Consider the following 23,773-nt stretch of genomic DNA (forward strand, 5'->3'; position numbering starts at 1 on the left):
TACAAGTGACGCTAACAACAGTGCAGTTGGCGAACCTCGCGCGGTCGCTTCGGTCAAAGCTGAACAACGAAGCACGTCGGCGTGGTGTCACCGCGGATGTCATAAGGAAGCAATACATCTTCACGGTCTTCCTGAGCAGGTTGTTTTCTACGAAGCCGCAACCACCATGGATCCTCCTCGGCGGGAACGCGCTGCTCATTCGCACCGGCACTGGACGCTTCACACAGGACATCGACCTGGCCCGCGAAAGCGAGTGGAAAACGACCGAAGACGCACGTGCCGAACTGCAATCACTCGCTGACGCCAGCGCAGACAGGGATCCATTCAGCTTCGTGATCGTCTCAGTCGAACCGCACTCTGATCCTGACCCGGACGGATACGGTGCGAAGACGGCGAAGGCGAGGGTGCAGGCACTCCTCGGCACCCAGGCCTTCGAGACGTTCACCATCGACCTCACCGAAAGGCGTCACGTCGATGCACCCGTCGACCAGGTGCCCCTCCGCGCGATCATCGACCACGACACCCTCGCTGATCTCCCTTCTGTGCCGACTACTCCGCTCGAGAACCATCTGGCCGATAAGGTGTGCGCGATGTACGAGCGACACGGGAGCGCCGGCGACTCGCCCTCCACCCGCTACCGCGACCTCGCCGACATCGTTCGGATTCTGGACGTCGGCCCCATCGATGCCGCTCGCCTCAAGGAAGTGCTCGACCGCGAATCGGGTCGGCGGAGCACCACCCTACCGAGCCGCATGGAGGCGCCTGCCGAAGAATGGCGGACCGCGTTTCCCCGCCAGGCACGAACGTTCGCTGAATACCCGAGCAAGCTCTATGAACTTGAGGCCTCGCTCGACGAGACACGGCCGTGCCTGGATCCCATTCTTTCCGGCGAGCGGACCTCCGGCACGTGGGATCGTGAGAAGCGCACCTGGTTCGACTGACACCGCACACGGCCGAGTATGGGCAAAGTGTGGGCAAACACGATATCGGAGCGAGAGTGGAAGGCTCCAGATCCGCGGAATCACGCGGATCTGAGCACCTGGCAGAACGGTGCCCCTGGAGGGACTCGAACCCCCAACCCTTTCCTTAGGACGGAACTGCTCTTCCATTGAGCTACAGAGGCTGACGTGTCGAGTTTAGCGGCCCGGCAGGGGTAGCGGCGCTAGACGACTGGTCTATTCGGGCGTAGGGTGGGGTGCATGACCCTCACCGCCAAAGCCGAGCAGACCCGCGGCTCGATCCTCGCCACCGGCGAGGAGCTGATGCTCGCGAAGGGCTTCACCGGCGTCGGCTTGCAGGAGATCCTCACCACCTGCGGCGTGCCGAAGGGCTCGTTCTACCACTACTTCTCCTCGAAGGAGGGCTTCGGCGTCGCCGTGCTCGAGCGCTACGTCGAGACCTACCTCACCGCGGTCGACGCCCTGCTCGCCCGGCCGGGCACGGGGCGCGAGCGCATCCGCCTGCTCGGCGACGCCTGGGCCGCGCGGGCGGGCAGCGCCTCGGCCGGGCGGTGCCTCGTGGTGCAGCTCTCCGCCGAGGTCTCGGGCTTCTCCGAGCGGATGCGCGTCGCCCTCGCCGACGGCGTCGCCGCCCTCGTGGCGCTGTTCGCCGACGTCGTCGCCGAGGGCCAGGCCGACGGCTCGATCGCCGCCGGGGCATCGGCCCGCGAGCTCGCCGAGGCGCTCTACCAGCTCTGGCTCGGAGCCGCCCTGCTCGACCGCCTCGCCCGCGACGGCTCCCCCTTCACGGCGGCCCTCGCCGCCACCGACCGCCTGCTCAACCACCCCTGACCCACCCGAACCCGAACCCGAACCCGACGAGCCAAGAACCGACCCCCAAGGAGACCCCCATGCGCGCCCTCACCCACGCCACCTTCGGCGATGCCACCGACGTCCTCGACGTCACCGAGCTGCCCACCCCCGAGCCCGGGGCCGGCGAGGTGCGCGTGCGCACCGTGCTCTCCCCCATCCACAACCACGACCTCTGGACGATCCGCGGCACCTACGGCTTCAAGCCCGAGCTGCCCGCGCAGTCCGGCACCGAGGCCGTGGGTGTCGTCGACGCGCTCGGCGAAGGCGTCGACACCCTGAGCGTCGGCCAGCGCGTGGCCACCGGCGGCACCTTCGGTGTCTGGAGCGAGTACTTCGTCACCAAGGCGGCCGGCCTCATCCCCGTGCCCGACGCGATCAGCGACGAGACCGCCGCGCAGCTCGTCTCGATGCCGTTCAGCGCCCTGAGCCTGCTCGACTTCCTCGAGGTGGAGGAGGGCGACTGGATCCTGCAGAACACCGCGAACGGCGCCGTCGGCAAGCTGCTGGCCCAGTTCGCCGCCGCGCGCGGGGTGCGCGTGCTCGGGCTCGTGCGCCGTGACGCGGGTGTCGACGAGCTGGCGCGGGTGGGCATCCACGACGTCGTGTCGACCGAGCACGACGGCTGGCGCGACCGGGTGGCCGAGCTGCTCGACGGCGCGAGCCCGCGGGCGGCCGTCGACTCGGTGGGCGGGGCCTCGGCCGGCGAGCTGCTGTCGCTCCTCGGCGAGAACGGCACGCTCGTCTCGTTCGGCGCGATGGAGTCGGGTCAGCTGCAGATCTCGTCGGGCGACCTGATCTTCAAGCAGGCCACCGTGAAGGGGTTCTGGGGCAGCACCGTCAGCCGCGAGATGGAGCCCGCCAAGCGCAACGCCCTGTTCGGCGAGCTGCTCCAGCGCGTCGGCTCGGGCGAGGTCGAGCTGCCCGTCGAGGCCGTCTACCCGATCGAGCAGGGCCGCGAGGCCGCAGGCGCGAGTGCGGTGCCCGGTCGCCGCGGCAAGATCCTGCTCAGCTTCTGACGACGAGCGGATGCGCGGCCGCCGCCCGAGCGAGCACCACCGCTCAGGCGGCCACCGCCCGCGCCACCGCGACCCGAACCGGCACCACCGCTCAGGCGGCCACCGCGAGGAACGGATCCCACGCCGGCTCGACCCGCTCCGCGCCCTTCACGGTCCAGCCGGCCTGGTGCGGCATCCGCGGCGCGAACCGCAGCGACCACCCCATCTCGGCCGGCGTGCGATCGCCCTTCACGTTGTTGCAGCGCAGGCAGCAGGCCACGAGGTTCTCCCAGGTGTCCTTCCCGCCCCGCGAGCGCGGCTGCACGTGGTCGATCGTGCTGGCCGACGCCCCGCAGTACCCGCAGCGCTGCGAGTCGCGCCGCAGCACGCCCCGGCGTGAGACGGGCATCATCCGATTCGTGGGCACCCGCACATAGCGGGTCAGCAGGATGACGGCCGGTCGGTCGAAGTCGGTGGCGATCCCGTGCACCGGATGCTCGGCATCCCGTGCCAGCACCCGGGCCTTGTCGTTCAGCACGAGCACCAGGGCCCGTTTGAACGACACGACGCCCAGCGGCTCATATCCTGCGTTGAGTACCAGTGTTCGCATGCTCTCCCTTTCGAAGAGACCTGGACGGCTTCCAGGTGTTCGACGTGCATCCGCTCATCAGGCGAACGGGGAGACGGGAGGGCACAAAAAAAGGCGCCGTCATGATGACAGCGCCTTACTCTCAGAACCGGGTATCTGGCTCTGACTCAGCCCACTCGTGTGCCGGCGGACGCGCAGCACGAGGCGATCCGTGGTGGGGATGCTCCTGCCCTGCGTCATCAGGCTCTCCGGGTTCTCGAGACGATCAGAGCGCCAGGATACGACAGAATCGGCGCGCCACCTACAGGTAGCGCGCCGATTCAGGTGCCGGAAACGAAGTGTTCACACTCCGAGAGCGGATGCCCGCCGGTGGATCAGGCCGACTAGACGATCCGCACGAAGTAGTAGCTGCCCCAGAGCGGCCGGTGCTCGACGTAGCGACCCCAGTCGGGCGAGTCGATCGATCCGCCGGCGCCGTCGTAGATGCCGACGTGACCGATCGGCCAGATGATCAGGTCGCCGGCCTGTGCATCGGCGGGCGAGATCGGGATGCCCAGCGCGGCCTGGTTGCTCACGAGGCGCGGCAGGTAGATGCCGAACTGACCGAAGACGTACTGGGTGAGGCCGTCGCAGCCGAAGCTGGTGTCGGGGCTCGCTCCGCTGCCGTAGGGCACCTTGCCGACGAACTGCTCGGCGTACTCCACGACGGCGGCGCCGCTGTAGGCGCCCGACGGCGGGTTCACGGTGAAGGCGCTCGAGGCAGCTCCACCCTTTTCCGCCGCGGCGGCGGCTGCGGTGGCGGCCGAGGCTGCGGCGGCCTCGCGGGCGGCGGCGGCCTGCGTGGCGGCGACCGCGGCGGCGGCGCGCTCACGGCTGGCCTGCAGCTCCTCGGGCGTGGGAGCAGTGTAGTTGTCGCGGCTCACGGCCAGGGCGGCCGAGGCGTCGGGCACCACGAGCGTCTGGTTTCCGGCGAGCTCGCCGTCGGTGGCGACACCGGACTCGAAGTTGCCGCCGCCGCCGAAGGCGTAGGCCGGCAGGGCCATGGTGGCCACCAGAGCGGCGGCGAAGGTCATGACGACCGCGCGCCCGGCGCTCTTCTTCGACGGCTTCGCGATCCGCGGCATCCGGATGCCCGGCCGCTGCGTCGCGACGGGAGCCGGCTTCTTCACCTCGAGCGCGGTCGTGGTGGCCTTCGCTTGGGCGCCCGGCGTCGGAACGGCGAGCACCATGTCCTTCGAGGGAGCGGCGACCGCGGTGTTCGCTGCGATCGAGTTCTGAGCCTCGAGTTCCCGCAGTCGGCGCCGGGTCATCGGCTGTTCGGGTCGGTCGTTGTCGGGGTTCTGCTCGTTGTCGAGCGAATCACCAAGTGGGGCCAAGATTGTTTCCTCCGGCACCTCTCGCAGCAAGGGCAGCTGCTCCCGTCCACACCGAGTCCGTGTGCAGTCAGCGGCCAAGAGACGGGAATCGAGGTGTCTTGGCCCGTGTCCGTCGCCATTCGGGGGCCGGCGGACTCGTTAGAGAATACGGGAGGGGGGTGGCTTTGTCACCTTGAAACGGGGTGTTTTTAACATTTCGGTAACGCCCCGTGCACAGCGACCGGCTAGATGCCAACGAATATATGGCTTGCGACCTCATTGGGCAGTTCGATGCCCTCGTCGAAACCTTCGACCTCTACAAGAACGTAGGAGCCCACCGCGGTGAAGGCGGCCGTGTTGCCCGGCACCACACCGGCCTGCTTCAGCTGCAGCAGCAGCTCGGGGTCGACCTGCGCGGGCTCGCCGAGGCGGCGGATGATCTTGGTCTGCGGCCCGACGGCACCGTGCACGAGCGTGACGATGTTGACGACACCGCGGGTGAAGGGGATCGACTCCTCGTCGCCGAACGCGTCGAGACCCGGGATGGGGTTGCCGTAGGGCGACTCGGTGGGGTGGTCGAGCATCTCCAGGATGCGCCGCTCCACCTGCTCGCTCATCACGTGCTCCCACCGGCACGCCTCGTCGTGCACGAGCTCCCACTCGAGGCCGATGACGTCGCTCAGGAGGCGCTCGGCGAGCCGGTGCTTGCGCATGACGGAGATGGCCTTCTTGCGGCCGACCTCGGTGAGTTCGAGGTGGCGGTCGAGCGAGACGACGACCAGTCCGTCGCGCTCCATGCGGCCGACGGTCTGGGACACGGTGGGGCCCGAGTGCCCGAGGCGCTCCGAGATGCGGGCGCGCAGGGGGTTGATGTTCTCCTCCTCGAGTTCGAGGATGGTGCGGAGATACATCTCGGTGGTGTCGATCAGATCTGCCAAGTGAATACTCCTTGCGGCCATGTGAGGCGTACCTAACCCAGCCTAGTGTTTCGCCGCGACATCGAGGCGGGTGCCCGCGTCGATACTATGGTGCCCATGGCCGAGATCCAGATTCCCACCGACCGACTGCCCGTAGACGGACGCTTCGGCTGCGGCCCCTCGAAGGTGCGCCCCGGTCAGCTCGAAGACCTGCTCACCCGCGGCGCCTCGCTGCTCGGCACGAGCCACCGCCAGGCGCCGGTGAAGAACCTCGTCGGCTCGGTGCGCGAGGGCCTCTCGTCGCTGTTCTCGCTGCCCGAGGGCTACGAGGTCGTGCTCGGCAACGGCGGCTCGACCGCGTTCTGGGATGCGGCCTCGTTCGGGTTGATCCAGAAGCGGGCCGAGAACCTGTCGTTCGGCGAGTTCGGCTCGAAGTTCGCCGCCGCCGCCGGGGCTCCCTGGCTCGAGGCGCCGCACGTGGTGAAGTCCGAGGCGGGCTCGCGCGGCGAGATCGTGGTGCTCGAGGGCGTCGACGTGTACGCCTGGCCGCACAACGAGACGTCCACCGGCGTGATGGCCCCGGTGCGCCGGGTGCACGGTGACGAGGGCGCGCTGACCGTCGTCGACGCCACGAGCGCCGCGGGCGGCATCGACTTCGACGCGGCCGAGGCCGACGTCTACTACTTCGCCCCGCAGAAGAACTTCGCCTCCGACGGCGGCCTCTGGTTCGCGCTGATGTCGCCGGCAGCGCTCGAGCGGGTCGAGACGGTCGCGGCGTCCGGGCGGTACATCCCCGAGTTCCTCAGCCTGAAGAACGCCGTCGACAACTCGCGGCTGAATCAGACGCTGAACACCCCGGCCATCGCGACCCTCGTCATGCTCGATGACCAGGTCTCGTGGATCAACGGCAACGGCGGCCTGTCCTGGGCCTCCGCCCGCACGGCGGAGTCGTCGGGCTCGCTCTACGAGTGGGCCGAGAGCACCTCGTTCGCCCGCCCGTTCGTGACGAACCCCGACCACCGTTCGCAGGTCGTCGTGACGATCGACTTCGACGACTCGGTCGACGCCGCCGCCGTGGCCAAGGTGCTGCGGCAGAACGGCATCGTCGACACGGAGCCCTACCGCAAGCTCGGCCGCAACCAGCTGCGCGTGGCGACGTTCGTCGCGATCGAGCCGTCCGACGTGAAGCAGCTCATCGCCGCGATCGACTACGTGGTGGAGGCCCTGGCGGCCTGACCCGCCGGTGGGCCGCCCTCGGGCGGCCCGCCGTCAGCGGTCACCAGCGACCGGGGCCCTCCGCGTGGGGATCGTCGAGATCCTCGTCCGAGTCGGCGTCGTCCGAGTCGTCGTCATCGTCCGAGTCGTCGTCGTCGTCCGAGTCGTCGTCGTCCGAGGCTTCGAGCTCGGCGTCATCGGTCACGTGGTCGTCGATGTCGATGCCGTCGTCGAGGTCGAGCACGTCGTCCGCGTCGTCGAGGTCGTCCTCCGCCTCGTCGTCGTCGTCGTCCGAATCCTCGTCGGACTCGTCGTCGTCTGCGTCGTCGTCGTCATCCGCGTCGTCGCCGGCCTGGGCCGCCGCGAGCTCCTGAGCCAGCTGGTACTCGGCGAGACGCTCCGACCAGGGCAGCCAGTCGGGGGCCACGAGGGCGCCCTCGCCCGGCAGCAGCTCCACCTCGAGCACCGACGGCGCGGACTCGGCGTCGACGCGGCCGAGCGTGACCGTCCAGTGCCAGCCGGGGTAGCCCGGCAGCCGGGTGGCGAAGAAGATGCTCAGCACGTGATCCTCTTCGGCGCGATGCCCGATCACCTCGCCGACGGTCGCGCCGGGCGTGATCTCCCGCAGCGCACTGCGAGCCAGCTCAACGGCCTTCAGCAGCACCTCGTCCACGACGGGCTCGGGCGCGGGATCGACGGAGGCCGCCGACTCGTCACCGTCGCCGGGAGCGGCGGCGGGAGCATCCGTCATCACGCGTCCAGCTCGTCGGCGACCTTGCGCAGCAGGGCCGCGATCTTGCGGCTGTGGGCGTTGTCGGGGTAGCGGCCGCGCTTGAGGTTGCCGCCGATCGAGTCGAGCACCTTCACCAGGTCTTCGATGATGACCGCCATGTCGTCGGCGGGCTTGCGCGACATCTTCACGAGGCTCGGGGGCGCCTCGAGCACCCGCACCGAGAGCGCCTGAGCGCCGCGCTTGCCGTCGGCGATGCCGAACTCGAGCTTGGTGCCCGCCTTGACGGTCGTCCCCGCAGGCAGGGCGGACGCGTGCAGGAACACTTCTTGGCCGTCATCGCTGCTGATGAAGCCGAAGCCCTTCTCGTCGTCGTAGAACTTGACCTTGCCGGTGGGCATCGTGCATCTCCTCGTGTAATCGGCCCGAATACCGCTCGTGGCCGACCACCAGCCTACCCGTGCCGGTATCCTCGGACTGTGAGCGATGCCGAGAACACCCCGCCCAGCCGAGTGCAGCGGTCGCTGACCTTCATGATCGCCGCGGTCATCGGTCTCTCGGTGCTCGCATTCGTCGCGCTGCTGATCGGCCTGGCCACGCAGACGCTGAACTACGACCTGCAGATCTGGCAGGTCGTCTTCTTCGTGCCGTACTTCGGTCTGCCCATCGGCTTCGTGCTGATCTTCGTGCTGCTCATCATCAGCATCCGCCGTCGCCGGCAGGATGCCCGCGGGAGTAAATGAGCGATCCGCTCCCGCTCGCCCGCCGGCTCACCCGCCTCGACGACGACGCGCTCATCACGCTGCTGCTGACCCGGCAGCCACCCCCTCGCGAGCTCCGCGACTTCTTCGACCTCGCCGACGCGCTGCTCGACCCCGCCTCGATCCGCCCGGCCCTGCGCACCCTGCCGCGCACCGAGCTCGAGCGCCTCGCGTCCGGTGCCGCGCCCGCCGACCTCGACACGGCGGTCGCCCTGGCCCTCGTCGTGCCGGATGCGGAGGCCGGCCCGAGCGTTCCCCCCGAGGTCGCCGAAACGGCCGGGCTGGTGCTGGCCGAGCATCCGCTGCCCGACGCGCCAGGGGCTCAGGATGCGCCGCCCGCCCCCGAGGGCGACGACACCGCCGAGGTGCCCGAACCCGTCGCCGCGACCGCCCGCGAGCGCGCCTTCACCGCGATCACCGCCGTCGCCGAGCTCGTGCAGCAGCTGCGCGTCGCCCCGGCCCGGGTGCGCGCCCGCGGCGGCGTCTCGGTCGCCGAGGAGAAGCGCCTCGCCCCCCTGCTCTCGCTCGAGCCCGAGGCGGTCGGTCCGCTGGCCGAGGTCGCCGTCGCCGCAGGCCTCGCAGCGGTCGACGGCGAGGAGCTGCTCTCGACCGAGAGCGCCGACGCCTGGAGCACCCTCACCCCCGGTGGGCGCTGGCTCGCGCTGGCCGGCCGCTGGCTCGACGGGCTGCCCGCTCCACTGCCCGAGCACCTGCGCACCGCCCGGGTGACCGCTGCCACCGCGCTGGACGCCGCCTACCCGGCCGCCGACGAGCCGATGCACACGGCGCTGCTCGACGCCGCCGAACGCGGCGAGCTGCTCGGCGTCTGGGCCTCGGGCCGGCTCACCCTCTTCGGCCGCACCCTCTTCGAGAGCGCCACCGACACCGCCCCCGGCGCGCTCGACGCCGAGCTGCCGCCCGAGGTCGACCAGGTCTACCTCCAGCACGACCTCTCGGTGATCGCCCCCGGCCCGCTCTCCCCCGCGCTCGACGCCCGGCTCCGCCTCGCCGCCGACCTCGAGAACCGCGGCGTGGCCTCCGCGTACCGCATCTCGCAGCCGAGCATCGACCGCGCGCTGTCCTCGGGCGAGACCGAGGAGTCGCTCCGGGAGTTCCTCGGGGCGCTGTCGCTGACCGGCATCCCGCAGGCCGTCGACTACCTGCTCACCGAGGGCGCCCGCCGCCACGGCCTCGTGCGGGTCGTCTCCCGGCCCGCGAGCGAGCTGCACCGCAGCACCGCCGGCGACGAGCCGCCCCGCACCCTCGTGCAGAGCGCCGACCCGTCCCTGCTGACCGCGCTGGCCGCCGACCAGGCGCTCTCGGCGCTCGGCCTCCGCCGCGACGGCGACGGGGCGCTGGCCACCCGGGCGACCCCCGCATCCGCCTACTGGCTGCTGCTGGACGCCCGCTACCCCGTCATCGCCGAGGACGCCGACGGCCGCGTGCGCCTGATGCGCCGCGCCCGCGTGCTGCCCGCCCGCCCCGCGGCGAGCGCCGACACCGCGCCCACCGCCCCGGCCGCGGTCACCGACCTCGTGCTGCGCCTGCGCGACGCGGCCCGCCGCACCCCCGACGACGCCGACGCCTGGACGGCCCGCCTGCTCGACCGCGCAGTGCGCGCCCGCACCCCCGTCACCATCGGCGTGCGGATGCCCGACGGCAGCACCACGCGCCTCGACGTCACCCCGCTGAGCCTCGCCAACGGTCGGCTCCGGGTCTCCGACGAGCGCGCCGGCGTCGAGCGCACGGTGCCCGTGGCGAACATCGTCGAGCTCACCGCGATCTGAGCCATCCCGTGGGTTCCGCCCCGAGCTCACGGCGCTCTGCCAGTCCCCGGCGACCGCTCCGCCCCACGCCGCCGTAGACTTGACGACTATGCCCGACGGCCCTCTCATCGTCCAAAGCGACCGCACCGTGCTGCTCGAGGTCGCGCATCCGCAGGCCGACGCCGCCCGCCACGAGCTCGCGGTGTTCGCCGAGCTCGAGCGCGCGCCCGAGCACATCCACACCTATCGCATCACCCGCCTCGGCCTCTGGAACGCCCGGGCCGCCGGCCACCGCGCCGACGAGATCCTCGCCACGCTCGAGAGCTACTCGAAGTTCGCGGTGCCCCAGTCGGTGACCATGGAGATCGTCGAGACCATCGGCCGCTACGGCAAGCTCGTGATCGAGCGCCGCCCCGACGGCGTCCTCACCCTGCGCTCCACCGACCCGGCCATGCTGACCGAGATCACCCGCGGCAAGAAGGTCGCGCCGCTCCTGACCGAGAAGAACGACGACGGCACCTGGAGCATCGAGGCCTGGGCCCGCGGGCAGCTCAAGCAGGAGCTGATCAAGCTCGGCTGGCCCGCCGACGACCTGGCCGGATTCACCCCCGGCACCCCGCACGAGATCGACCTCGACGAGACCAGCTGGCACCTGCGCGGCTACCAGCAGCAGGCCGTCGACAACTTCGCGGAGCACGGCTCCGGGGTGGTCGTGCTGCCCTGCGGCGCGGGCAAGACCCTCGTGGGGGCCGCGGCGATGGCGGCGGTGAAGACGAACACGCTCATCCTGGTCACGAACACGGTGTCGGCGAGGCAGTGGCGCGCCGAGCTGCTGAAGCGCACGAGCCTGACCGAGGAGGAGATCGGCGAGTACTCGGGCCAGCTCAAGGAGATCAAGCCGGTCACCATCGCGACCTACCAGATCCTCACCGCCAAGCGCGGCGGCAAGTACGCCCACCTCGAGCTGCTCGACGCCCTCGACTGGGGCCTCGTGGTCTACGACGAGGTGCACCTGCTGCCCGCCCCGGTGTTCAAGCTCACCGCCGACCTGCAGGCCCGCCGCCGTCTCGGCCTCACCGCCACGCTCGTGCGGGAGGACGGCCGCGAGAGCGACGTCTTCAGCCTGATCGGCCCCAAGCGCTTCGACGCCCCGTGGAAGGAGATCGAGGCCCAGGGCTACATCTCCCCCGCCGAGTGCTTCGAGGTGCGGGTCGACCTGCCCTTCGACGAGCGGATGATCTACGCCGCCGCCTCGGACGACGAGCGCTACCGGCTCGCCGCCACCGCGCCCGCCAAGCTCGACGCCACGAAGCGGCTCATCGAGCAGCACCGCGGGGAACGCATCCTGGTCATCGGGCAGTACCTGGACCAGCTGGAGCAGCTCTCCACCGCGCTCGGCGCCCCGCAGATCACGGGCGCGACGCCGGTGCCCGAGCGGGAGCGGCTGTTCCAGGCCTTCCGCGACGGGGAGGAGAAGATCCTCGTGGTGTCGAAGGTCGCGAACTTCTCGATCGACCTGCCGGAGGCGAGCGTGGCGATCCAGGTCTCGGGCTCGTTCGGCTCGCGCCAGGAGGAGGCCCAGCGCCTCGGCCGCCTGCTGCGGCCGAAGGAGTCGGGCCTGTCGGCGAGCTTCTACACGCTCGTCGCGCGGGACACCGTCGACCAGGAGTTCGCCCAGAACCGCCAGCGCTTCCTGGCCGAGCAGGGCTACGCGTACACGATCCTCGACGCGGAGGCCGCGGCCGCGTAGGGCGCTCGGCGGCACGGCCCCGCTCTAGCCGCCGTGCCGCCAGCTCCCAGGTTGCGCCCAGCGAACCCGCAGATACTAGGAGCATGACCGGTCCTCGCATCCTGATCGTCGACGACGAACCCAACATCCGCGACCTGCTCACCACGAGCCTCCGCTTCGCCGGCTTCGCCGTGCGCGCGGTCTCCAACGGCGCGCAGACCATCTCGGCGGTGCTCGAGGAGGAGCCCGACCTGATCATCCTCGACGTGATGCTGCCCGACATGAACGGCTTCGGCGTCACCAAGCGCCTGCGCGCGGCCGGCTACACCGCACCCATCCTCTTCCTCACGGCGAAGGACGACACCGAAGACAAGATCACCGGCCTCACCGTCGGCGGCGACGACTACGTCACCAAGCCGTTCAGCCTCGACGAGATCGTGGCGCGCATCAAGGCCATCCTCCGCCGCACCATGCAGGCCGACGAAGACGCGATCATCCGCGCCGGCGAGCTCACCATGGATCAGGACACCCACGAGGTCTTCGTCGGCGACACCGCCATCGAGCTCTCGCCCACCGAGTTCAAGCTGCTGCGCTACCTGATGCTGAACCCGAACCGGGTGCTGTCGAAGGCGCAGATCCTCGACCACGTCTGGGAGTACGACTTCAACGGCGACGCCGGCATCGTCGAGAGCTACATCTCGTACCTGCGCCGCAAGCTCGACGCGCACACCGAGGAGTCCCTCATCCAGACCAAGCGCGGCTTCGGGTACATGCTGAAGGTGAGCAAGGCGTAGCCTTTCCCTCAGCATGCACGCCATTCTGAGGCAGTGGAACTCCATCTCCCTGCGCACCAAGATCACGGGTGTGACGGTCCTGATGCTGACCTTCGGGCTGGTGGTCTCGGGCGTCGGCACCATGGTGGTGCTGCGCACGTACCTCCTGCAGCAGGTCGACTCGCAGCTCGACCAGGCGAGCGCCGACCCCTCCCCCTTCCTCGGGCCGAACGCGTCGAGCACGTCGTTCAACATCCAGGACATCACCTCGGCGCCTGACGACTACTTCGTCGGGCTGCTCGACGCCTCGGGCAACCTGATCGTCAGCAACTGGGCCGACCGCGACTCGGGCACGATGCCGGCCGCGCTCGTCGACCTCGACACGGCGAACCAGCTGGGCGGAAAGGTCTTTACGGTCGACTCGGTCGACCACACGGCCGAGTGGCACGCCGTCACGACGATGGTCGAGCTGTTCGGCGGCGACGGGTTCGGCACGGTGGTGATCGCGAAGTCGCTGGTCGAGACCGAGAAGACGACGGCGACCTATCTGTCGATCTTCCTCGCCTTCGGCATCGGCGTGGTCATCCTGGGCGCCATGCTGACGCGACTGCTCGTGACCTCGACCTTCGGGCCGTTGCGGGAGGTCGAGCGCACGGCCGCGGCCATCGCCGACGGCGGAGACTTCAGCCGCCGCATGTCCGACGCCATGCCCGAGACCGAGGTCGGGCGCCTGAACCGCTCCCTCAACACCATGCTCTCGCGCATCGACAGCGCCTTCGCCGACCGTGCCCGCACGATCGACCAGATGCGGCGCTTCGTCGGCGACGCCTCGCACGAGCTGCGCACCCCGCTCGTCTCGGTGCGTGGCTATGCCGAGCTCTACCGCATGGGTGCGCTGCAGACGCCCGACGACGTCGCCCAGGCGATGGACCGCATCGAGAAGGAGGCGATCCGCATGGGCACCCTCGTCGAGGACCTCCTCGAGCTGGCCCGCCTCGACGAGACCCGGCCCCTGCAGCTCGCCCCCGTCGACCTGCTGCCCCTCTCGATCGATGCGGCATCGGATGCGCGTGCCGCGAGCCCGGGCCGCGAGGTCACCGTGCGCACCCCCGTCGGCCCGCCTGCCGTGCCCTTCAGCCCGGTGCTCGAGGTGCCGCCCGCCGAGGAGGCCGACCTGCTCGCCGAGGAACCCGCGCCCGGCTCGCCGTACCAGCCGCTGGACGGCGAGGAACCGCCTCCCGCCGGCGCCGCCAAGCCCTCGCTGTACGTGTCGGCGGAGCCGCGGGAGCCATCGACCGGCTCGCTCTACACGACCGGACCGGTCGAGCCTGTGACGCCGACGGCGCCAGAGCCTGTCGCGGAGACGGCCACTCCGGCTTCCCTCGAGATGGCCCCCGATGAGCTGGCCCCCGAGGCGGTCGCACCTCAAGAACCTGTTGCGCCCGCTGCGGCGGCGGAGCCCACGCCACCCCCGGCCGTCGGCAAGCCCGCGCGCGCGTGGGGGCTTCAGCGCGGTGGTTCGGCCTTCGCCTCGGGTCAGTCGGCCGCCCGCTCGGCCGGGTCGTCGGCTGCCGCCCCCGACGGCGCGGCCGGCACGCCGACCGACGCCACCGGGCCGATCGGCACGCCCGCGCGCAAGGGCGCCTCGGCGTCGGTGCGGTCGTCGGCAAACGCGGCCATGGCGCGGCTGCGGCGTCGGCCGAAGACGGCGGGCGGAGCATCCGGAGACCCCGCCCTCGACGGCACCGACGAGTTCGCCGCGACCGGTGAGATCGAGCTGGCGCCCGCGGTGCGGCCGATCGTGCTGGCCGAGGAGAACAAGATCCGGCAGGTGCTGACGAACCTGATCGGCAACGCGCTGCGCTTCACCGACGCCGACAGCCCGATCGAGCTCGTGGTGCAGGTCGACGAGGCCGCGGGGGTCGCGATGGTGGACATCGTGGACCACGGCGACGGGATCCCGCCGCAGATCCGCGAGAAGATCTTCCAGCGCTTCTGGCGCGCCGACTCCTCGCGCACCCGCGAGACGGGCGGCTCGGGCCTCGGCCTCGCGATCGTCTCGTCGATCGTGGCGGCGCACCACGGCACCGTGCAGGCCCTCGAGACCCCGGGCGGCGGCGCCACCTTCCGCGTCACCCTCCCCCTCATGGACGCCCCCGCCACCGCCGCGCCGGCGGCAGCCCCCGCTTCGACTTCGGCCCCGCGCTAGCCGCATCCATCGCTCCGGCCAGAGTCGGTAAACGAGATTTCATCAGCTGTTTCTGATAGAATCTCAGTATGAGTTCAGTCGCCCGCCTCCACGAGATCGCCGCCGAGCTGTGCGGCGATTCCGTGGCGGGCGAGGCCGGTCTCATCGATCACGAGCTGCTCGAATTGATGGCCGCGCACGAGGTCGTGGCGCGGGCGGTAGCGGCCCGGCAGGTTCGGCTCGCCGGGGAGGTCGGGGTGCGGTCTCGGTCGGAGCTGGGCGACGAGGGCCTGAGCCGGTCGCAGAACTTCACGACGCCGGTCGCGCTGGTCGCGAAGGTCACGGGCGCGTCGGCGCGGGCGTGCAAGGCGCGGCTCGAGCTCGGGCGCACACTGCGGGGCGCGGTGCTTCTGGGTGGGGGCGAGGGGCCGGCGCCGTTCCCGGCGGTCGCCCGCGTGCTCGATCAGGGCGTGCTCGGGGTTGAGGCCGCATCGGCAATCGTGAAGCAGTGCAGTGTGCTCGCTGACCGCGGGTGCTCAGCCGATGTGGTGTCCCTCGCTGAGGAGACTCTCGTCGATCAGACACTCTCGTGCCGGCTGACCGCGGATGAGACGTTTCGGGCTGCGATCCATCTGCGCGAGGTGCTGGACCCTGATGGGGCCGAACCCCGTGACGAGGTGCTGCAGATGCAGCGATCACTGACCATCGCGCAGGCCCCGGATGGAATGTACCGGGGGACGTTCGCGCTCACACCCGAGCAGGGCGGGGTGTGGATGTCGAGCATCCGGGCGATGCAGAGCCCTCGCGTGGTCGGGCCACGGTTCGTCGATGGGGACGAATACGTGATCGCCGATGGCCGCACGCAGACGCAGAAGAACGCCGACACCGTCACCGAGCTGATCGCCCGCGCCGCCGGGGCGGACGACATGCCCCGCATCAACGGGGCCATCGCCACCGTCAACGTGCACATGACCCTCGACGACCTCGAAAAGGGTCGGGGAGTCGGGTGGATTGACGGTATCGACCAGCCCGTCCCCGCCTCGACCGTGGCGCAGTTGCGATGCTCGTCGCCGATCGCGGCGACGCTGTTCGGCGACAAGGGTGAGGTGCTCTTCCACGGCAAGGCGAAGCGCCTCTTCACTGCGGCGCAGAACAGGGCACTAGCCGCCCGGGACGGCGGCTGCGTGTGGCCCAGCTGCGACCGCCCGCCCTCGTTCTGCGAGACACATCATGCGAACGGGTGGGTTTCGGACGATCATCCGCCCGGAAGAACCGACATCGACAACGGCGTGCTCCTCTGCCACTTCCACCACTCGCATCTGCACAAGTCACCGTGGAAACTGACGATGCAGGAAGGCACACCTCATCTGATTCCGCCGAGGTGGGTCGACACGGAGCAGAAGCCGATTCCGACCACTCGTCGACGCACCATCCAGCGACCCGCCGCCTGACCCGGCCACGGTATCCGAGGGCAAGCGCGAAGCGCGCGGCAGCACACCCGGCTGCCGCGCGCTGACGCGCTTGCCCGAGATGGTCATGGCCGGGTCGACGAGGTCAGGAACGGGATGAGGGCTTTCGGCGAGCTGGGCGGGGGGACGCAGAAGGGCGGCTCCCGGAGGAGCCGCCCTGTGCGGTGGTGCGTGCGGCGCGAGCCGCGGGTGGGGTGACGCGGCGTGGACCGCGGCACCCCGTGCGGACTAGAAGTCCATGCCGCCCGTGGGGTCGCCAGCCGGAGCCGGGTTCTTCTCGGGCTTGTCGGCGACGACGACCTCGGTGGTGAGGAAGAGGCCGGCGATCGACGCGGCGTTCTGCAGCGCCGAGCGGGTGACCTTGGCCGGGTCGATGATGCCGGCGGCCAGGAGGTCGACGTACTCACCGGTCGCGGCGTTCAGGCCCCAGCCGTAGTCGAGGTCGCGCACCTTGGCGGCGACGACGCCCGGCTCCATGCCGGCGTTGAAGGCGATCTGCTTCAGGGGCGCCTCGATGGCGACCTTGACGATGTTCGCACCCGTGGCCTCGTCACCGACGAGGTCGAGGTTCGCGAACGCGGTCTTGCCGGCCTGGATGAGGGCGACGCCACCACCGGCGACGATGCCCTCCTCGACGGCTGCCTTGGCGTTGCGCACGGCGTCTTCGATGCGGTGCTTGCGCTCCTTCAGCTCGACCTCGGTGGCGGCACCGGCCTTGATGACCGCGACACCGCCGGCGAGCTTGGCGAGGCGCTCCTGGAGCTTCTCGCGGTCGTAGTCGCTGTCGGTGTTCTCGATCTCGGCACGGATCTGAGCCACGCGACCGGCGATGGCGTCGGCGTCGCCGGCACCCTCGACGATGGTGGTCTCGTCCTTCGTGATGACGACCTTGCGAGCCTGGCCGAGCAGGTCGAGGGAGACGTTCTCGAGCTTGAGGCCGACCTCCTCGGAGATGACCTGGCCGCCGGTGAGGATCGCGATGTCCTGCAGCTGCGCCTTGCGACGGTCGCCGAAGCCGGGGGCCTTGACGGCGACCGACTTGAAGATGCCGCGGATCTTGTTCACGACGAGCGTGGCCAGGGCCTCGCCGTCGACGTCCTCGGCGATGATGAGGAGCTGCTTGCCCGTCTGGATGACCTTGTCGACGATCGGCAGCAGGTCCTTGATGTTCGAGACCTTCGAGTTGACGATCAGGATGTAGGGGTCTTCGAAGACCGCTTCCTGGCGCTCGGGGTCGGTGACGAAGTACGCCGACAGGTAGCCCTTGTCGAAGCGCATGCCCTCGGTCAGCTCGAGCTCGGTGCCGAAGGTGTTCGACTCCTCGACGGTGACGACACCCTCCTTGCCGACCTTGTCGATGGCCTCGGCGATGATGGCGCCGATCTCGGGGTCGGCGGCGGAGATCGACGCGGTGGCGGCGATCTCTTCCTTCGTCTCGATCTCCTTGGCGTTCTTGATCAGCTCGGCGGAGACGGCCGCGACGGCCTTCTCGATGCCCTTCTTCAGGCTGATGGGGTCGGCGCCGGCGGCCACGTTGCGGAGGCCCTCCTTGACGAGCGCCTGCGCGAGCACGGTCGCGGTGGTGGTTCCGTCGCCCGCGACGTCGTCGGTCTTCTTGGCGACCTCCTTGACGAGCTCGGCACCGATCTTCTCGTAGGGGTCGTCGAGCTCGATCTCCTTGGCGATGGACACGCCGTCGTTGGTGATCGTGGGGGCGCCCCACTTCTTCTCGAGGACGACGTTGCGGCCGCGCGGGCCGAGCGTGACCTTGACGGCGTCGGCGAGCGTGTTCAGGCCACGCTCGAGGCCGCGGCGGGCCTCTTCATCGAAAGCAATGATCTTTGCCATGTGTGTTTCTCGTCCTCCCTGGACGTCATCAAAGATTCAGCGGTTAGCACTCGAACTTCATGAGTGCTAAATCAATATTGGCACTCGGGGTGCGCGAGTGCAAGTGAACCTGTGACGACGCCGGGCATGACGAAACGCCCCGGCCGAACGGGCGGCGGGGCGTTTCGCTGAATCGAAGCGTTCAGGCCAGGCGGACCGATTCCGCCTGCGGGCCCTTCGAGCCCGTGCCGACCTCGAAGACGACCTGCTGGCCCTCCTCGAGGACCTTGTAGCCGCTCATGTCGATCGCCGAGTAGTGCACGAACACGTCCTGCCCGCCCCCGTCGACCGTGATGAAGCCGAAGCCCTTCTCAGCGTTGAACCACTTCACGGTTCCGTTCGCCATCGTTACTCCCAAGTGCTGTGTATCCGCAGAAGTGACACTGTTGCCACGCCCATTTCCAGATACTAATCACTGGTCCGGCGAGCACGACGGCCGATCCGGGTGAATTCGACACATCGTGACCGCAACTCAACACGGTCGAAACCTGCGCGAAACAACGGGGCCCGAGAACCGGGTCCAGGATGCCCGCCGGCACGACGCCGGCGGCCCCCGCTACTCGACCGGAGCCTCCTCGGCCGGAGCCTCTTCGGGCGGCGCCTCCTCGACCGGGGCGGCGGTGTCGGTCAGCCCCGGTCCGGCGTAGTCGGTGCCCAGCACCGCCGTGAGGTCGGCGCCCGGGAACGAGGTGTTCAGCTCGATCGGCACGCCGCCGAGCAGCTGCGCGAGCCCGAGGGCCGCCCCCTCGTTGGCCGGGTCGGCGTAGTAGACGGTGGTGGTGGCGAAGTCGGTGGTGCTGGCGTTCGCGCGCGATCCGACGTTCCAGCCGCCCGCGACCGCGGCGTCACCCACGCGGGTGGCGAGGCCGACGATCTCGGTGCCGTTCAGCACGGTGACCGACTTGGTGCCGTCGGTGACGGGCGCGACGGTGGGGGTCGCGGTCGGCGCCTCGGTGGCGGCCTCCGACGAGCCGGCGCCTCCCAGCGCATCCGTGAACTGGTTGTTGTTGTCGATGATCGCGAGGTAGCCGATGCCGGCCCCCACGAGCAGCACCGTCGCGAGCGCCGCCCAGGCGAGCACGCGCCAGCCGCGACCGCGCGGCACGGGGCCGCGGTGCGCGCCGACGCGCCCGGTGGGGGCGGGAAGGCGGTCGAAGCTGTCCTCGGGGAAACGTGGCATGGAGCGGCAGGGTCCTAGTCGTCGCGCGACAGCAGTCGGGCCGAGCGCGCAGCGAGACGCGCCTCCCGAACCCGCTGAAGCCTCTTGATGAGCATCGGGTCGTGTGCGAGAGCGGCCGGGGAGTCGATCAGCGCACCGAGAAGTTGATAGTAGCGGGCGGAGGAGAGGCCGAAGGTCTTGCGGATCGCCTGCTCCTTGGCACCGGCGTGGCGCCACCAGCTGCGTTCGAAGACGAGGATGCGGATGTCGCGCTCGCTGAGCTCCATGCCCTGCCCTCCTGTTCCGATCCGGACATCATATTGGCGGGTACCTCAACGACCGCCGATAGCCGCGCGGCACCCAGACAATCCTGCGATGATCGTTCGCGGCCCCCGATCACCCGATCCCGTTCAGCAGGAGCATCATGAGCTACCAGGTTTCCAAGTCCGACGACGAGTGGCGCGAGGAGCTCTCCGCCGAGGAGTTCGCCGTGCTGCGACAGGCCGCCACCGAGCGCCCCTGGACGGGCGAGCTGCTCGACGAGCACCGCGAGGGCGTCTACCGCTGCAAGGCCTGCTCGGCCGAGCTCTTCCGCAGCGAGACCAAGTTCGACTCGCACTGCGGCTGGCCGAGCTTCTACGACCCGGCCGGCTCCGACGCCGTCGAGCTGATCGAGGACCGCTCGCTCGGCATGGTGCGCACCGAGGTGCGCTGCGCCCGCTGCGGCTCGCACCTCGGCCACCTCTTCGACGACGCGCCCCAGACGCCCACCGGCGACCGCTACTGCATGAACTCCGTCTCGCTGACCTTCGACGGGGTGGCGTAGCCGTGCCCGGTGTCAGAGAGGCGATGCTCGCCCGGCGCTCGTCGTCGCGGGTGACGGATGCCGCGCCCAGCCCCGCGCAGGTGGCCGCGGCCGTCGAGGCGGCCGGCCAACTCGCCGACCACAGCGGCCTGCGCCCGTGGCGGGTCATCGAGCTGCGCGCCGACGGCATCAGCCGCCTGGGCCGTGGCCTCGCCGAGGCCGACGGCGCGAAGGACAAGGACGTCGAGAAGTTCGTGGCGAAGGCGCACCGCGCCCCGCTCGTGCTGGCGATCGTCGTGTCGTACGCCCCGAAGCACAAGGTGCCGAAGTGGGAGCAGGAGGCCGTGGCCGCCGGAGTCGCGCACAACCTCTCCCTCGTGCTCGACGACGAGGGCTGGGGCGTGTTCTGGCGCACCGGCGAGCACACCCGCGCCAAGGCCGTGAAGAAGGCCCACCGACTCGGCAAGAACGAGGAGCTGCTCGGCTGGCTGTACGTGGGAGGCGTGCCGCCCCGCGGTCGCAAACCCCGCGGGAAGGGGCGCATCCGCGTCTCGGAGCACCTCTCGACGCTCTGACGGCCGTAGGCTGGTGGCACTGTGACCGATCTTGATCGTGCTCCGGTCGACGACGACTCCCTCCTTCCTGCGGACGGCTCCGCCGCTCAGGACCTCCCCGCCGGGCCGGCGCTCGTCGACGTGCCCGCGACCAGGCGCTGGCTCGCCATCCTCGCCCTCGCGCTCGGCGGCTTCGGCATCGGCGTCACCGAGTTCGTCACGATGGGCCTGCTGCCGAACATCGCGGCCGACCTGCTGCCCGGCCAGTACGCCGTCGACGCGGCCGGCGCCAACGCGAACGCGGGCCTGCTCGTCTCGGCCTACGCGCTCGGCGTCGTGGTGGGCGCCCCCACGATCGCCGCGGCGGCCGCCCGCTGGCCCCGAAAGCGCCTGCTGCTCGTGCTCGTGGCGGTGTTCGTGGTGGGCAACCTGCTCTCGGCGATCCTGCCCTCGTTCGGCCTGGTGCTCGCCGCGCGCTTCGTCAGCGCCCTGCCGCACGGCGCCTACTTCGGCATCGCCTCGCTCGTCGCCGCCTCGCTGATGGGTCCCGACAAGCGCGCCCGCGGCGTCGCCTTCGTGCTCGGCGGCCTCACCATCGCGAACGTGGTCGGCGTGCCGTTCGGCACCTTCCTCGGCCAGAACTTCGGCTGGCGCAGCGCCTACCTGATGGTCGGCGTCATCTTCGCGGTGACGCTCGTCGCGATCGCGCTGACCGTGCCGTTCCGCCCGGGCGACCCCACGGCGACGATGCGCAACGAGCTGAAGGCGTTCACCCGGCTGCAGGTCTGGCTGACGCTCGCGGTCGGCTCGATCGGTTTCGGCGGGGTCTTCGCCGTCTACACCTACGTCGCGCCCGTGGTCACCGACGTCACCCGGCAGGGCGACGGCTTCGTGCCCTGGGTGCTCGTGGCCTTCGGCATCGGCATGACGATCGGCAACGCCCTCGCCGGCTGGCTGACCGACCGCTCGGTGAAGCGCTCGCTCGTCATCGGCATCCTCGGCACCGGGCTCTCGGTGCTCGCCTTCGCCCTGACCGCGCACACCGTCGTCGGCCTGATCGTCTCGATCTTCTTCGTCGGCGCCTTCGCCGGCTCGTGCTCGCCCGCCATCCAGACCCGTCTGATGGACGTCTCGCACAACGCGCAGACCATCGCCGCCGCGCTGAACCACTCGGCGCTGAACATCGGCAACACCCTGGGCGCGTTCCTCGGCGGCGTGGCCATCGCCGCGGGCTTCGGCTACCTCTCCCCGGCCTACGTGGGCGTGGGGCTGGCGGCGCTCGGGTTCGTCGCGCTGCTGGTGTCGTTCGCGGTCGACCGGGCCCGCAGCCGGGCCTGAGCCCCCTACTGGTCGCTGTCGGGGTCGATGAGCTCGGGGTCGCCGCCCGGCCGCACCTCGGCGTCGTCGCGCACGTCGATGCGGGTGGTGCCGTCCGACGTCGTCGAGACGTCGATGCGCGGGGCCGCGTCGGCCTCCGTCGCGTCGGGGGCACTGGTCAGCTGATCGTGGCGCTTCTCGGCGTCGGTGGGTTCGCGCATGGGTCAAGTCAACCCCGGTGAGCGGATGCGCGCACGGACGCGGCCCCGAGCATCCGCTCTCGTACCCCCCGAACGCGCTACTCGATCTCACAGCAACCGTTCACACGCCTGCAATGATCGTGTCGCTGAGGCGACGTAATCTGGCGTCATGCCTTCGACGACGAGACGTCGCCGGAGGCGACGCGACTCCAGCCGCTACTACGTGAACCCGCAGCGCGATCACGCCCTGCGCATCGGCAAGATCGTGCTCGTGGTGGTGATGGGCCTCGTCGCCGTCGGCCTCGTGGTCATGGCCATGTACGGCGACCGCATCCTGAGCTGACCGGGCGATCTCCCGAGCGGATGCTCGTGGGGCCGGCCACGGGACTCGAACCCGTAACCCCCGCTTTACAAGAGCGGTGCGCTACCAATTGCGCCAGGCCGGCTGGGGTGGAACACCTCATTGTAGCGACGCGCGACGACGGCCGCCCGGCGCACCGGACGGCCGTGGCGCGTTCGCTCAGCCCGCGGTGGGGGCGGGAGTCGGCGTGGCGGTCGAGTAGGCCTCGCCCGAGACCTGCACGACGAAGGCGCTGAACGCGTCGGGGTCGGTGAGGGAGCCCGTGTACTTCTCGCCGTTCACGAGCACCGTCGGGGTGCCGGTGACCTTGGCCTCGTCGGTGTCGGGCAGCGGACCCTCGAGGGCGCGCGAAGTGGAGTCGGCGACCCAGCCCCGGAAGGAGGTGTCGTCGATGCACGACTCGATGTCGCCCTGCGCGGTGACCTTGGCCTCGCCCGCGAGGTCTTTCAGCTTCTGGTTGTCGAGACCCTCGGTGTTCTCGGCGGGCTGGTTCTGGAACAGCAGCGAGTTGTAGTCCCAGAACTGGTCGGGCGAGTAGTTCGCGACGCAGGCGGCGGCGTTGGCCGAGCGCGTTGAGTACTTCGAGCCGAGCGAGGAGCGGTCGAGGATCGACAGCGGGTGGATCTCGACGGTGGCGGCTCCCGACTGGATCCACTCCCCCATCTGCGTGTTGTTCGTGGCCTCGAACTGGCCGCAGTAGGGGCACATGTAGTCGAGGTAGACGCGGATGTCGACCGTGCCGGAGGCGGGGTCGTTGACCGTCGGCACCGGGTCTTCGCCCGCGGCGAGGGCGGGGGTCGTCTCGGCGACGAAGCCGGTGCCGATCTGGATGCCGTCGCTCGCCATGTTCTGCGGGCCGGGGCCGGCCGGGCGGATGGTCGACACGATCACGAGGGCGACACCGACGATGATCGCGATGACGACGACGCTGAGGGAGGAGATCAGGATGGCGCGGTTGCGCACCTCTTTCTTGCGCTGCTCCTCGCGGAGCTGCTTCGCCTTCTCCCGGGCGGCCTCACGTCGCTGGTTCTTGGACTGACGATCTCCGGATCCGTCGATGGTCATGCGTGTTGACTCCGTGTGATGGTGTGCGAGTGCGGCCTGGCAGGACGGCCGGCGACCACTCAAGGATAGTAGGAAGCCTGTCTGGGAACTCGCCACAGGGTGGCTGTACGCCACAGCTGTGCGAGAA

25 protein-coding genes and 2 tRNA genes are annotated in these 23,773 nt (G+C 70.1%); 14 read left to right on the plus strand and 13 right to left on the minus strand.

What is annotated here, in order from left to right:
• Positions 1-5 precede the first annotated feature (5 nt).
• Positions 6-941, plus strand: a complete 936-nt coding sequence (locus ITJ64_RS01900) for a nucleotidyl transferase AbiEii/AbiGii toxin family protein (protein WP_194679118.1) — start codon at positions 6-8, stop codon at positions 939-941.
• Positions 942-1,051: 110 nt separating this feature from the next.
• Here the strand turns inward: ITJ64_RS01900 and ITJ64_RS01905 are convergent.
• Positions 1,052-1,123 (minus strand) — tRNA-Arg (locus ITJ64_RS01905).
• Positions 1,124-1,199: 76 nt separating this feature from the next.
• Here ITJ64_RS01905 and ITJ64_RS01910 point away from each other — a divergent pair.
• A complete protein-coding gene (locus tag ITJ64_RS01910) occupies positions 1,200-1,790 on the plus strand; it encodes a TetR/AcrR family transcriptional regulator (protein WP_194679120.1) in 591 nt (196 codons plus the stop codon).
• 59 nt (positions 1,791-1,849) lie between these two features.
• Positions 1,850-2,827: a zinc-binding dehydrogenase gene (locus ITJ64_RS01915; RefSeq protein ID WP_194679122.1), complete on the plus strand. Its 978-nt coding sequence runs from the start codon at positions 1,850-1,852 to the stop codon at positions 2,825-2,827.
• Between the two features lie 91 nt (positions 2,828-2,918).
• Here ITJ64_RS01915 and ITJ64_RS01920 read toward each other — a convergent pair whose 3' ends face one another.
• The 3 genes from ITJ64_RS01920 to ITJ64_RS01930 all read right to left on the minus strand — a co-directional run bounded on the left by ITJ64_RS01920 (position 2,919) and on the right by ITJ64_RS01930 (position 5,688).
• A complete protein-coding gene (locus ITJ64_RS01920; RefSeq protein WP_194679124.1) occupies positions 2,919-3,416 on the minus strand; it encodes an HNH endonuclease in 498 nt (165 codons plus the stop codon).
• A 362-nt stretch (positions 3,417-3,778) separates the two neighbouring features.
• The gene (locus tag ITJ64_RS01925) at positions 3,779-4,771 is read right to left on the minus strand and encodes a C40 family peptidase (RefSeq protein WP_194679126.1); all 993 of its coding nucleotides are present in this window, start codon (positions 4,769-4,771) and stop codon (positions 3,779-3,781) included.
• A gap of 224 nt (positions 4,772-4,995) precedes the next feature.
• The gene (locus tag ITJ64_RS01930) at positions 4,996-5,688 is read right to left on the minus strand and encodes a metal-dependent transcriptional regulator (protein ID WP_194679127.1); all 693 of its coding nucleotides are present in this window, start codon (positions 5,686-5,688) and stop codon (positions 4,996-4,998) included.
• A gap of 96 nt (positions 5,689-5,784) precedes the next feature.
• Between ITJ64_RS01930 and serC the strand changes: the two genes are divergently transcribed.
• Positions 5,785-6,903, plus strand: a complete 1,119-nt coding sequence (gene serC, locus ITJ64_RS01935; protein ID WP_194679129.1) for a phosphoserine transaminase — start codon at positions 5,785-5,787, stop codon at positions 6,901-6,903.
• A gap of 40 nt (positions 6,904-6,943) precedes the next feature.
• Here the strand turns inward: serC and ITJ64_RS01940 are convergent, their stop codons facing one another.
• Positions 6,944-7,633, minus strand: a complete 690-nt coding sequence (locus ITJ64_RS01940) for a DUF3027 domain-containing protein (RefSeq protein ID WP_194679130.1) — start codon at positions 7,631-7,633, stop codon at positions 6,944-6,946.
• A complete protein-coding gene (locus tag ITJ64_RS01945) occupies positions 7,633-8,013 on the minus strand; it encodes a cold-shock protein (protein ID WP_173183535.1) in 381 nt (126 codons plus the stop codon). The genes ITJ64_RS01940 and ITJ64_RS01945 overlap by 1 nt, the downstream gene beginning before the upstream one ends.
• Positions 8,014-8,091: 78 nt before the next feature.
• Here ITJ64_RS01945 and ITJ64_RS01950 point away from each other — a divergent pair, with 78 nt between their 5' ends.
• The 6 genes from ITJ64_RS01950 to ITJ64_RS01980 all read left to right on the plus strand — a co-directional run bounded on the left by ITJ64_RS01950 (position 8,092) and on the right by ITJ64_RS01980 (position 16,280).
• A complete protein-coding gene (locus tag ITJ64_RS01950) occupies positions 8,092-8,355 on the plus strand; it encodes a hypothetical protein (protein WP_173183534.1) in 264 nt (87 codons plus the stop codon).
• Complete coding sequence (locus ITJ64_RS01955; RefSeq protein ID WP_194679132.1) at positions 8,352-10,160, plus strand: helicase-associated domain-containing protein; 1,809 nt, start codon at positions 8,352-8,354, stop codon at positions 10,158-10,160. The genes ITJ64_RS01950 and ITJ64_RS01955 overlap by 4 nt, the downstream gene beginning before the upstream one ends.
• Before the next feature lie 88 nt (positions 10,161-10,248).
• On the plus strand, positions 10,249-11,889 hold the full coding sequence (locus ITJ64_RS01960) for a DNA repair helicase XPB (protein ID WP_194679134.1): 1,641 nt from the start codon (positions 10,249-10,251) through the stop codon (positions 11,887-11,889).
• An 83-nt stretch (positions 11,890-11,972) separates the two neighbouring features.
• A complete protein-coding gene (locus tag ITJ64_RS01965; protein WP_066040896.1) occupies positions 11,973-12,662 on the plus strand; it encodes a response regulator transcription factor in 690 nt (229 codons plus the stop codon).
• Between the two features lie 13 nt (positions 12,663-12,675).
• On the plus strand, positions 12,676-14,850 hold the full coding sequence (locus ITJ64_RS18755) for an ATP-binding protein (RefSeq protein ID WP_228507623.1): 2,175 nt from the start codon (positions 12,676-12,678) through the stop codon (positions 14,848-14,850).
• A 68-nt stretch (positions 14,851-14,918) separates the two neighbouring features.
• Positions 14,919-16,280 carry an HNH endonuclease signature motif containing protein gene (locus ITJ64_RS01980; protein WP_194679136.1) on the plus strand — a complete coding sequence of 454 codons (1,362 nt, stop codon included), beginning with the start codon at positions 14,919-14,921 and terminating at the stop codon, positions 16,278-16,280.
• 246 nt (positions 16,281-16,526) lie between these two features.
• Here ITJ64_RS01980 and groL read toward each other — a convergent pair whose 3' ends face one another.
• From groL to ITJ64_RS02000, 4 genes are all read right to left on the minus strand, one after another.
• Complete coding sequence (groL, locus tag ITJ64_RS01985) at positions 16,527-18,146, minus strand: chaperonin GroEL (RefSeq protein ID WP_194679138.1); 1,620 nt, start codon at positions 18,144-18,146, stop codon at positions 16,527-16,529.
• A 181-nt stretch (positions 18,147-18,327) separates the two neighbouring features.
• Positions 18,328-18,531: a cold-shock protein gene (locus ITJ64_RS01990; RefSeq protein WP_173183529.1), complete on the minus strand. Its 204-nt coding sequence runs from the start codon at positions 18,529-18,531 to the stop codon at positions 18,328-18,330.
• A gap of 210 nt (positions 18,532-18,741) precedes the next feature.
• A complete protein-coding gene (locus tag ITJ64_RS01995) occupies positions 18,742-19,365 on the minus strand; it encodes a LytR C-terminal domain-containing protein (protein WP_194679140.1) in 624 nt (207 codons plus the stop codon).
• Positions 19,366-19,379: 14 nt separating this feature from the next.
• Entirely contained in the window at positions 19,380-19,631 is a 252-nt protein-coding gene (locus tag ITJ64_RS02000) for a DUF3263 domain-containing protein (protein ID WP_173183527.1), read from the minus strand.
• 137 nt (positions 19,632-19,768) lie between these two features.
• Here ITJ64_RS02000 and msrB point away from each other — a divergent pair, with 137 nt between their 5' ends.
• The 3 genes from msrB (at position 19,769) to ITJ64_RS02015 (ending at position 22,041) form a co-directional block, all read left to right on the plus strand.
• Entirely contained in the window at positions 19,769-20,170 is a 402-nt protein-coding gene (gene msrB, locus ITJ64_RS02005; RefSeq protein WP_194679142.1) for a peptide-methionine (R)-S-oxide reductase MsrB, read from the plus strand.
• A 2-nt stretch (positions 20,171-20,172) separates the two neighbouring features.
• Entirely contained in the window at positions 20,173-20,724 is a 552-nt protein-coding gene (locus tag ITJ64_RS02010; RefSeq protein WP_370544993.1) for a nitroreductase family protein, read from the plus strand.
• Between the two features lie 120 nt (positions 20,725-20,844).
• A complete protein-coding gene (locus ITJ64_RS02015) occupies positions 20,845-22,041 on the plus strand; it encodes an MFS transporter (RefSeq protein ID WP_370545142.1) in 1,197 nt (398 codons plus the stop codon).
• Positions 22,042-22,046: 5 nt separating this feature from the next.
• Here the strand turns inward: ITJ64_RS02015 and ITJ64_RS02020 are convergent, their stop codons facing one another.
• On the minus strand, positions 22,047-22,241 hold the full coding sequence (locus tag ITJ64_RS02020) for a multidrug transporter (RefSeq protein WP_194679145.1): 195 nt from the start codon (positions 22,239-22,241) through the stop codon (positions 22,047-22,049).
• Positions 22,242-22,389: 148 nt separating this feature from the next.
• Here ITJ64_RS02020 and ITJ64_RS02025 point away from each other — a divergent pair, with 148 nt between their 5' ends.
• Positions 22,390-22,563 (plus strand): hypothetical protein, encoded by a 174-nt coding sequence (locus ITJ64_RS02025; protein ID WP_194679147.1) that lies wholly within the window; start codon positions 22,390-22,392, stop codon positions 22,561-22,563.
• A gap of 27 nt (positions 22,564-22,590) precedes the next feature.
• Here the strand turns inward: ITJ64_RS02025 and ITJ64_RS02030 are convergent.
• Positions 22,591-22,666, minus strand: a tRNA-Thr gene (locus tag ITJ64_RS02030).
• A gap of 74 nt (positions 22,667-22,740) precedes the next feature.
• Positions 22,741-23,646: a thioredoxin domain-containing protein gene (locus ITJ64_RS02035; protein ID WP_194679149.1), complete on the minus strand. Its 906-nt coding sequence runs from the start codon at positions 23,644-23,646 to the stop codon at positions 22,741-22,743.
• Positions 23,647-23,773: the final 127 nt, after the last annotated feature.

Source organism: Herbiconiux sp. VKM Ac-1786 (assembly GCF_015350805.1).
Classification (GTDB): Bacteria; Actinomycetota; Actinomycetes; order Actinomycetales; family Microbacteriaceae; genus Herbiconiux.

What these genes read in the sequence shown, in the direction of transcription:
- ITJ64_RS01965 (WP_066040896.1), top strand. Translation starts at nt 11,973, where the DNA reads ATGACCGGTCCTCGCATCCTGATCGTCGACGACGAACCCAACATCCGC.
- ITJ64_RS01995 (WP_194679140.1), bottom strand. Translation starts at nt 19,365, where the DNA reads ATGCCACGTTTCCCCGAGGACAGCTTCGACCGCCTTCCCGCCCCCACC.
- groL (WP_194679138.1), bottom strand. Translation starts at nt 18,146, where the DNA reads ATGGCAAAGATCATTGCTTTCGATGAAGAGGCCCGCCGCGGCCTCGAG.
- ITJ64_RS02020 (WP_194679145.1), bottom strand. Translation starts at nt 22,241, where the DNA reads ATGCGCGAACCCACCGACGCCGAGAAGCGCCACGATCAGCTGACCAGT.
- ITJ64_RS01915 (WP_194679122.1), top strand. Translation starts at nt 1,850, where the DNA reads ATGCGCGCCCTCACCCACGCCACCTTCGGCGATGCCACCGACGTCCTC.
- ITJ64_RS01990 (WP_173183529.1), bottom strand. Translation starts at nt 18,531, where the DNA reads ATGGCGAACGGAACCGTGAAGTGGTTCAACGCTGAGAAGGGCTTCGGC.
- ITJ64_RS01980 (WP_194679136.1), top strand. Translation starts at nt 14,919, where the DNA reads ATGAGTTCAGTCGCCCGCCTCCACGAGATCGCCGCCGAGCTGTGCGGC.
- ITJ64_RS18755 (WP_228507623.1), top strand. Translation starts at nt 12,676, where the DNA reads ATGCACGCCATTCTGAGGCAGTGGAACTCCATCTCCCTGCGCACCAAG.
- ITJ64_RS01955 (WP_194679132.1), top strand. Translation starts at nt 8,352, where the DNA reads ATGAGCGATCCGCTCCCGCTCGCCCGCCGGCTCACCCGCCTCGACGAC.
- serC (WP_194679129.1), top strand. Translation starts at nt 5,785, where the DNA reads ATGGCCGAGATCCAGATTCCCACCGACCGACTGCCCGTAGACGGACGC.
- ITJ64_RS02025 (WP_194679147.1), top strand. Translation starts at nt 22,390, where the DNA reads ATGCCTTCGACGACGAGACGTCGCCGGAGGCGACGCGACTCCAGCCGC.
- ITJ64_RS01945 (WP_173183535.1), bottom strand. Translation starts at nt 8,013, where the DNA reads ATGCCCACCGGCAAGGTCAAGTTCTACGACGACGAGAAGGGCTTCGGC.
- ITJ64_RS01920 (WP_194679124.1), bottom strand. Translation starts at nt 3,416, where the DNA reads ATGCGAACACTGGTACTCAACGCAGGATATGAGCCGCTGGGCGTCGTG.
- ITJ64_RS02035 (WP_194679149.1), bottom strand. Translation starts at nt 23,646, where the DNA reads ATGACCATCGACGGATCCGGAGATCGTCAGTCCAAGAACCAGCGACGT.
- ITJ64_RS01910 (WP_194679120.1), top strand. Translation starts at nt 1,200, where the DNA reads ATGACCCTCACCGCCAAAGCCGAGCAGACCCGCGGCTCGATCCTCGCC.
- ITJ64_RS01940 (WP_194679130.1), bottom strand. Translation starts at nt 7,633, where the DNA reads ATGACGGATGCTCCCGCCGCCGCTCCCGGCGACGGTGACGAGTCGGCG.
- ITJ64_RS01960 (WP_194679134.1), top strand. Translation starts at nt 10,249, where the DNA reads ATGCCCGACGGCCCTCTCATCGTCCAAAGCGACCGCACCGTGCTGCTC.
- msrB (WP_194679142.1), top strand. Translation starts at nt 19,769, where the DNA reads ATGAGCTACCAGGTTTCCAAGTCCGACGACGAGTGGCGCGAGGAGCTC.
- ITJ64_RS02000 (WP_173183527.1), bottom strand. Translation starts at nt 19,631, where the DNA reads ATGGAGCTCAGCGAGCGCGACATCCGCATCCTCGTCTTCGAACGCAGC.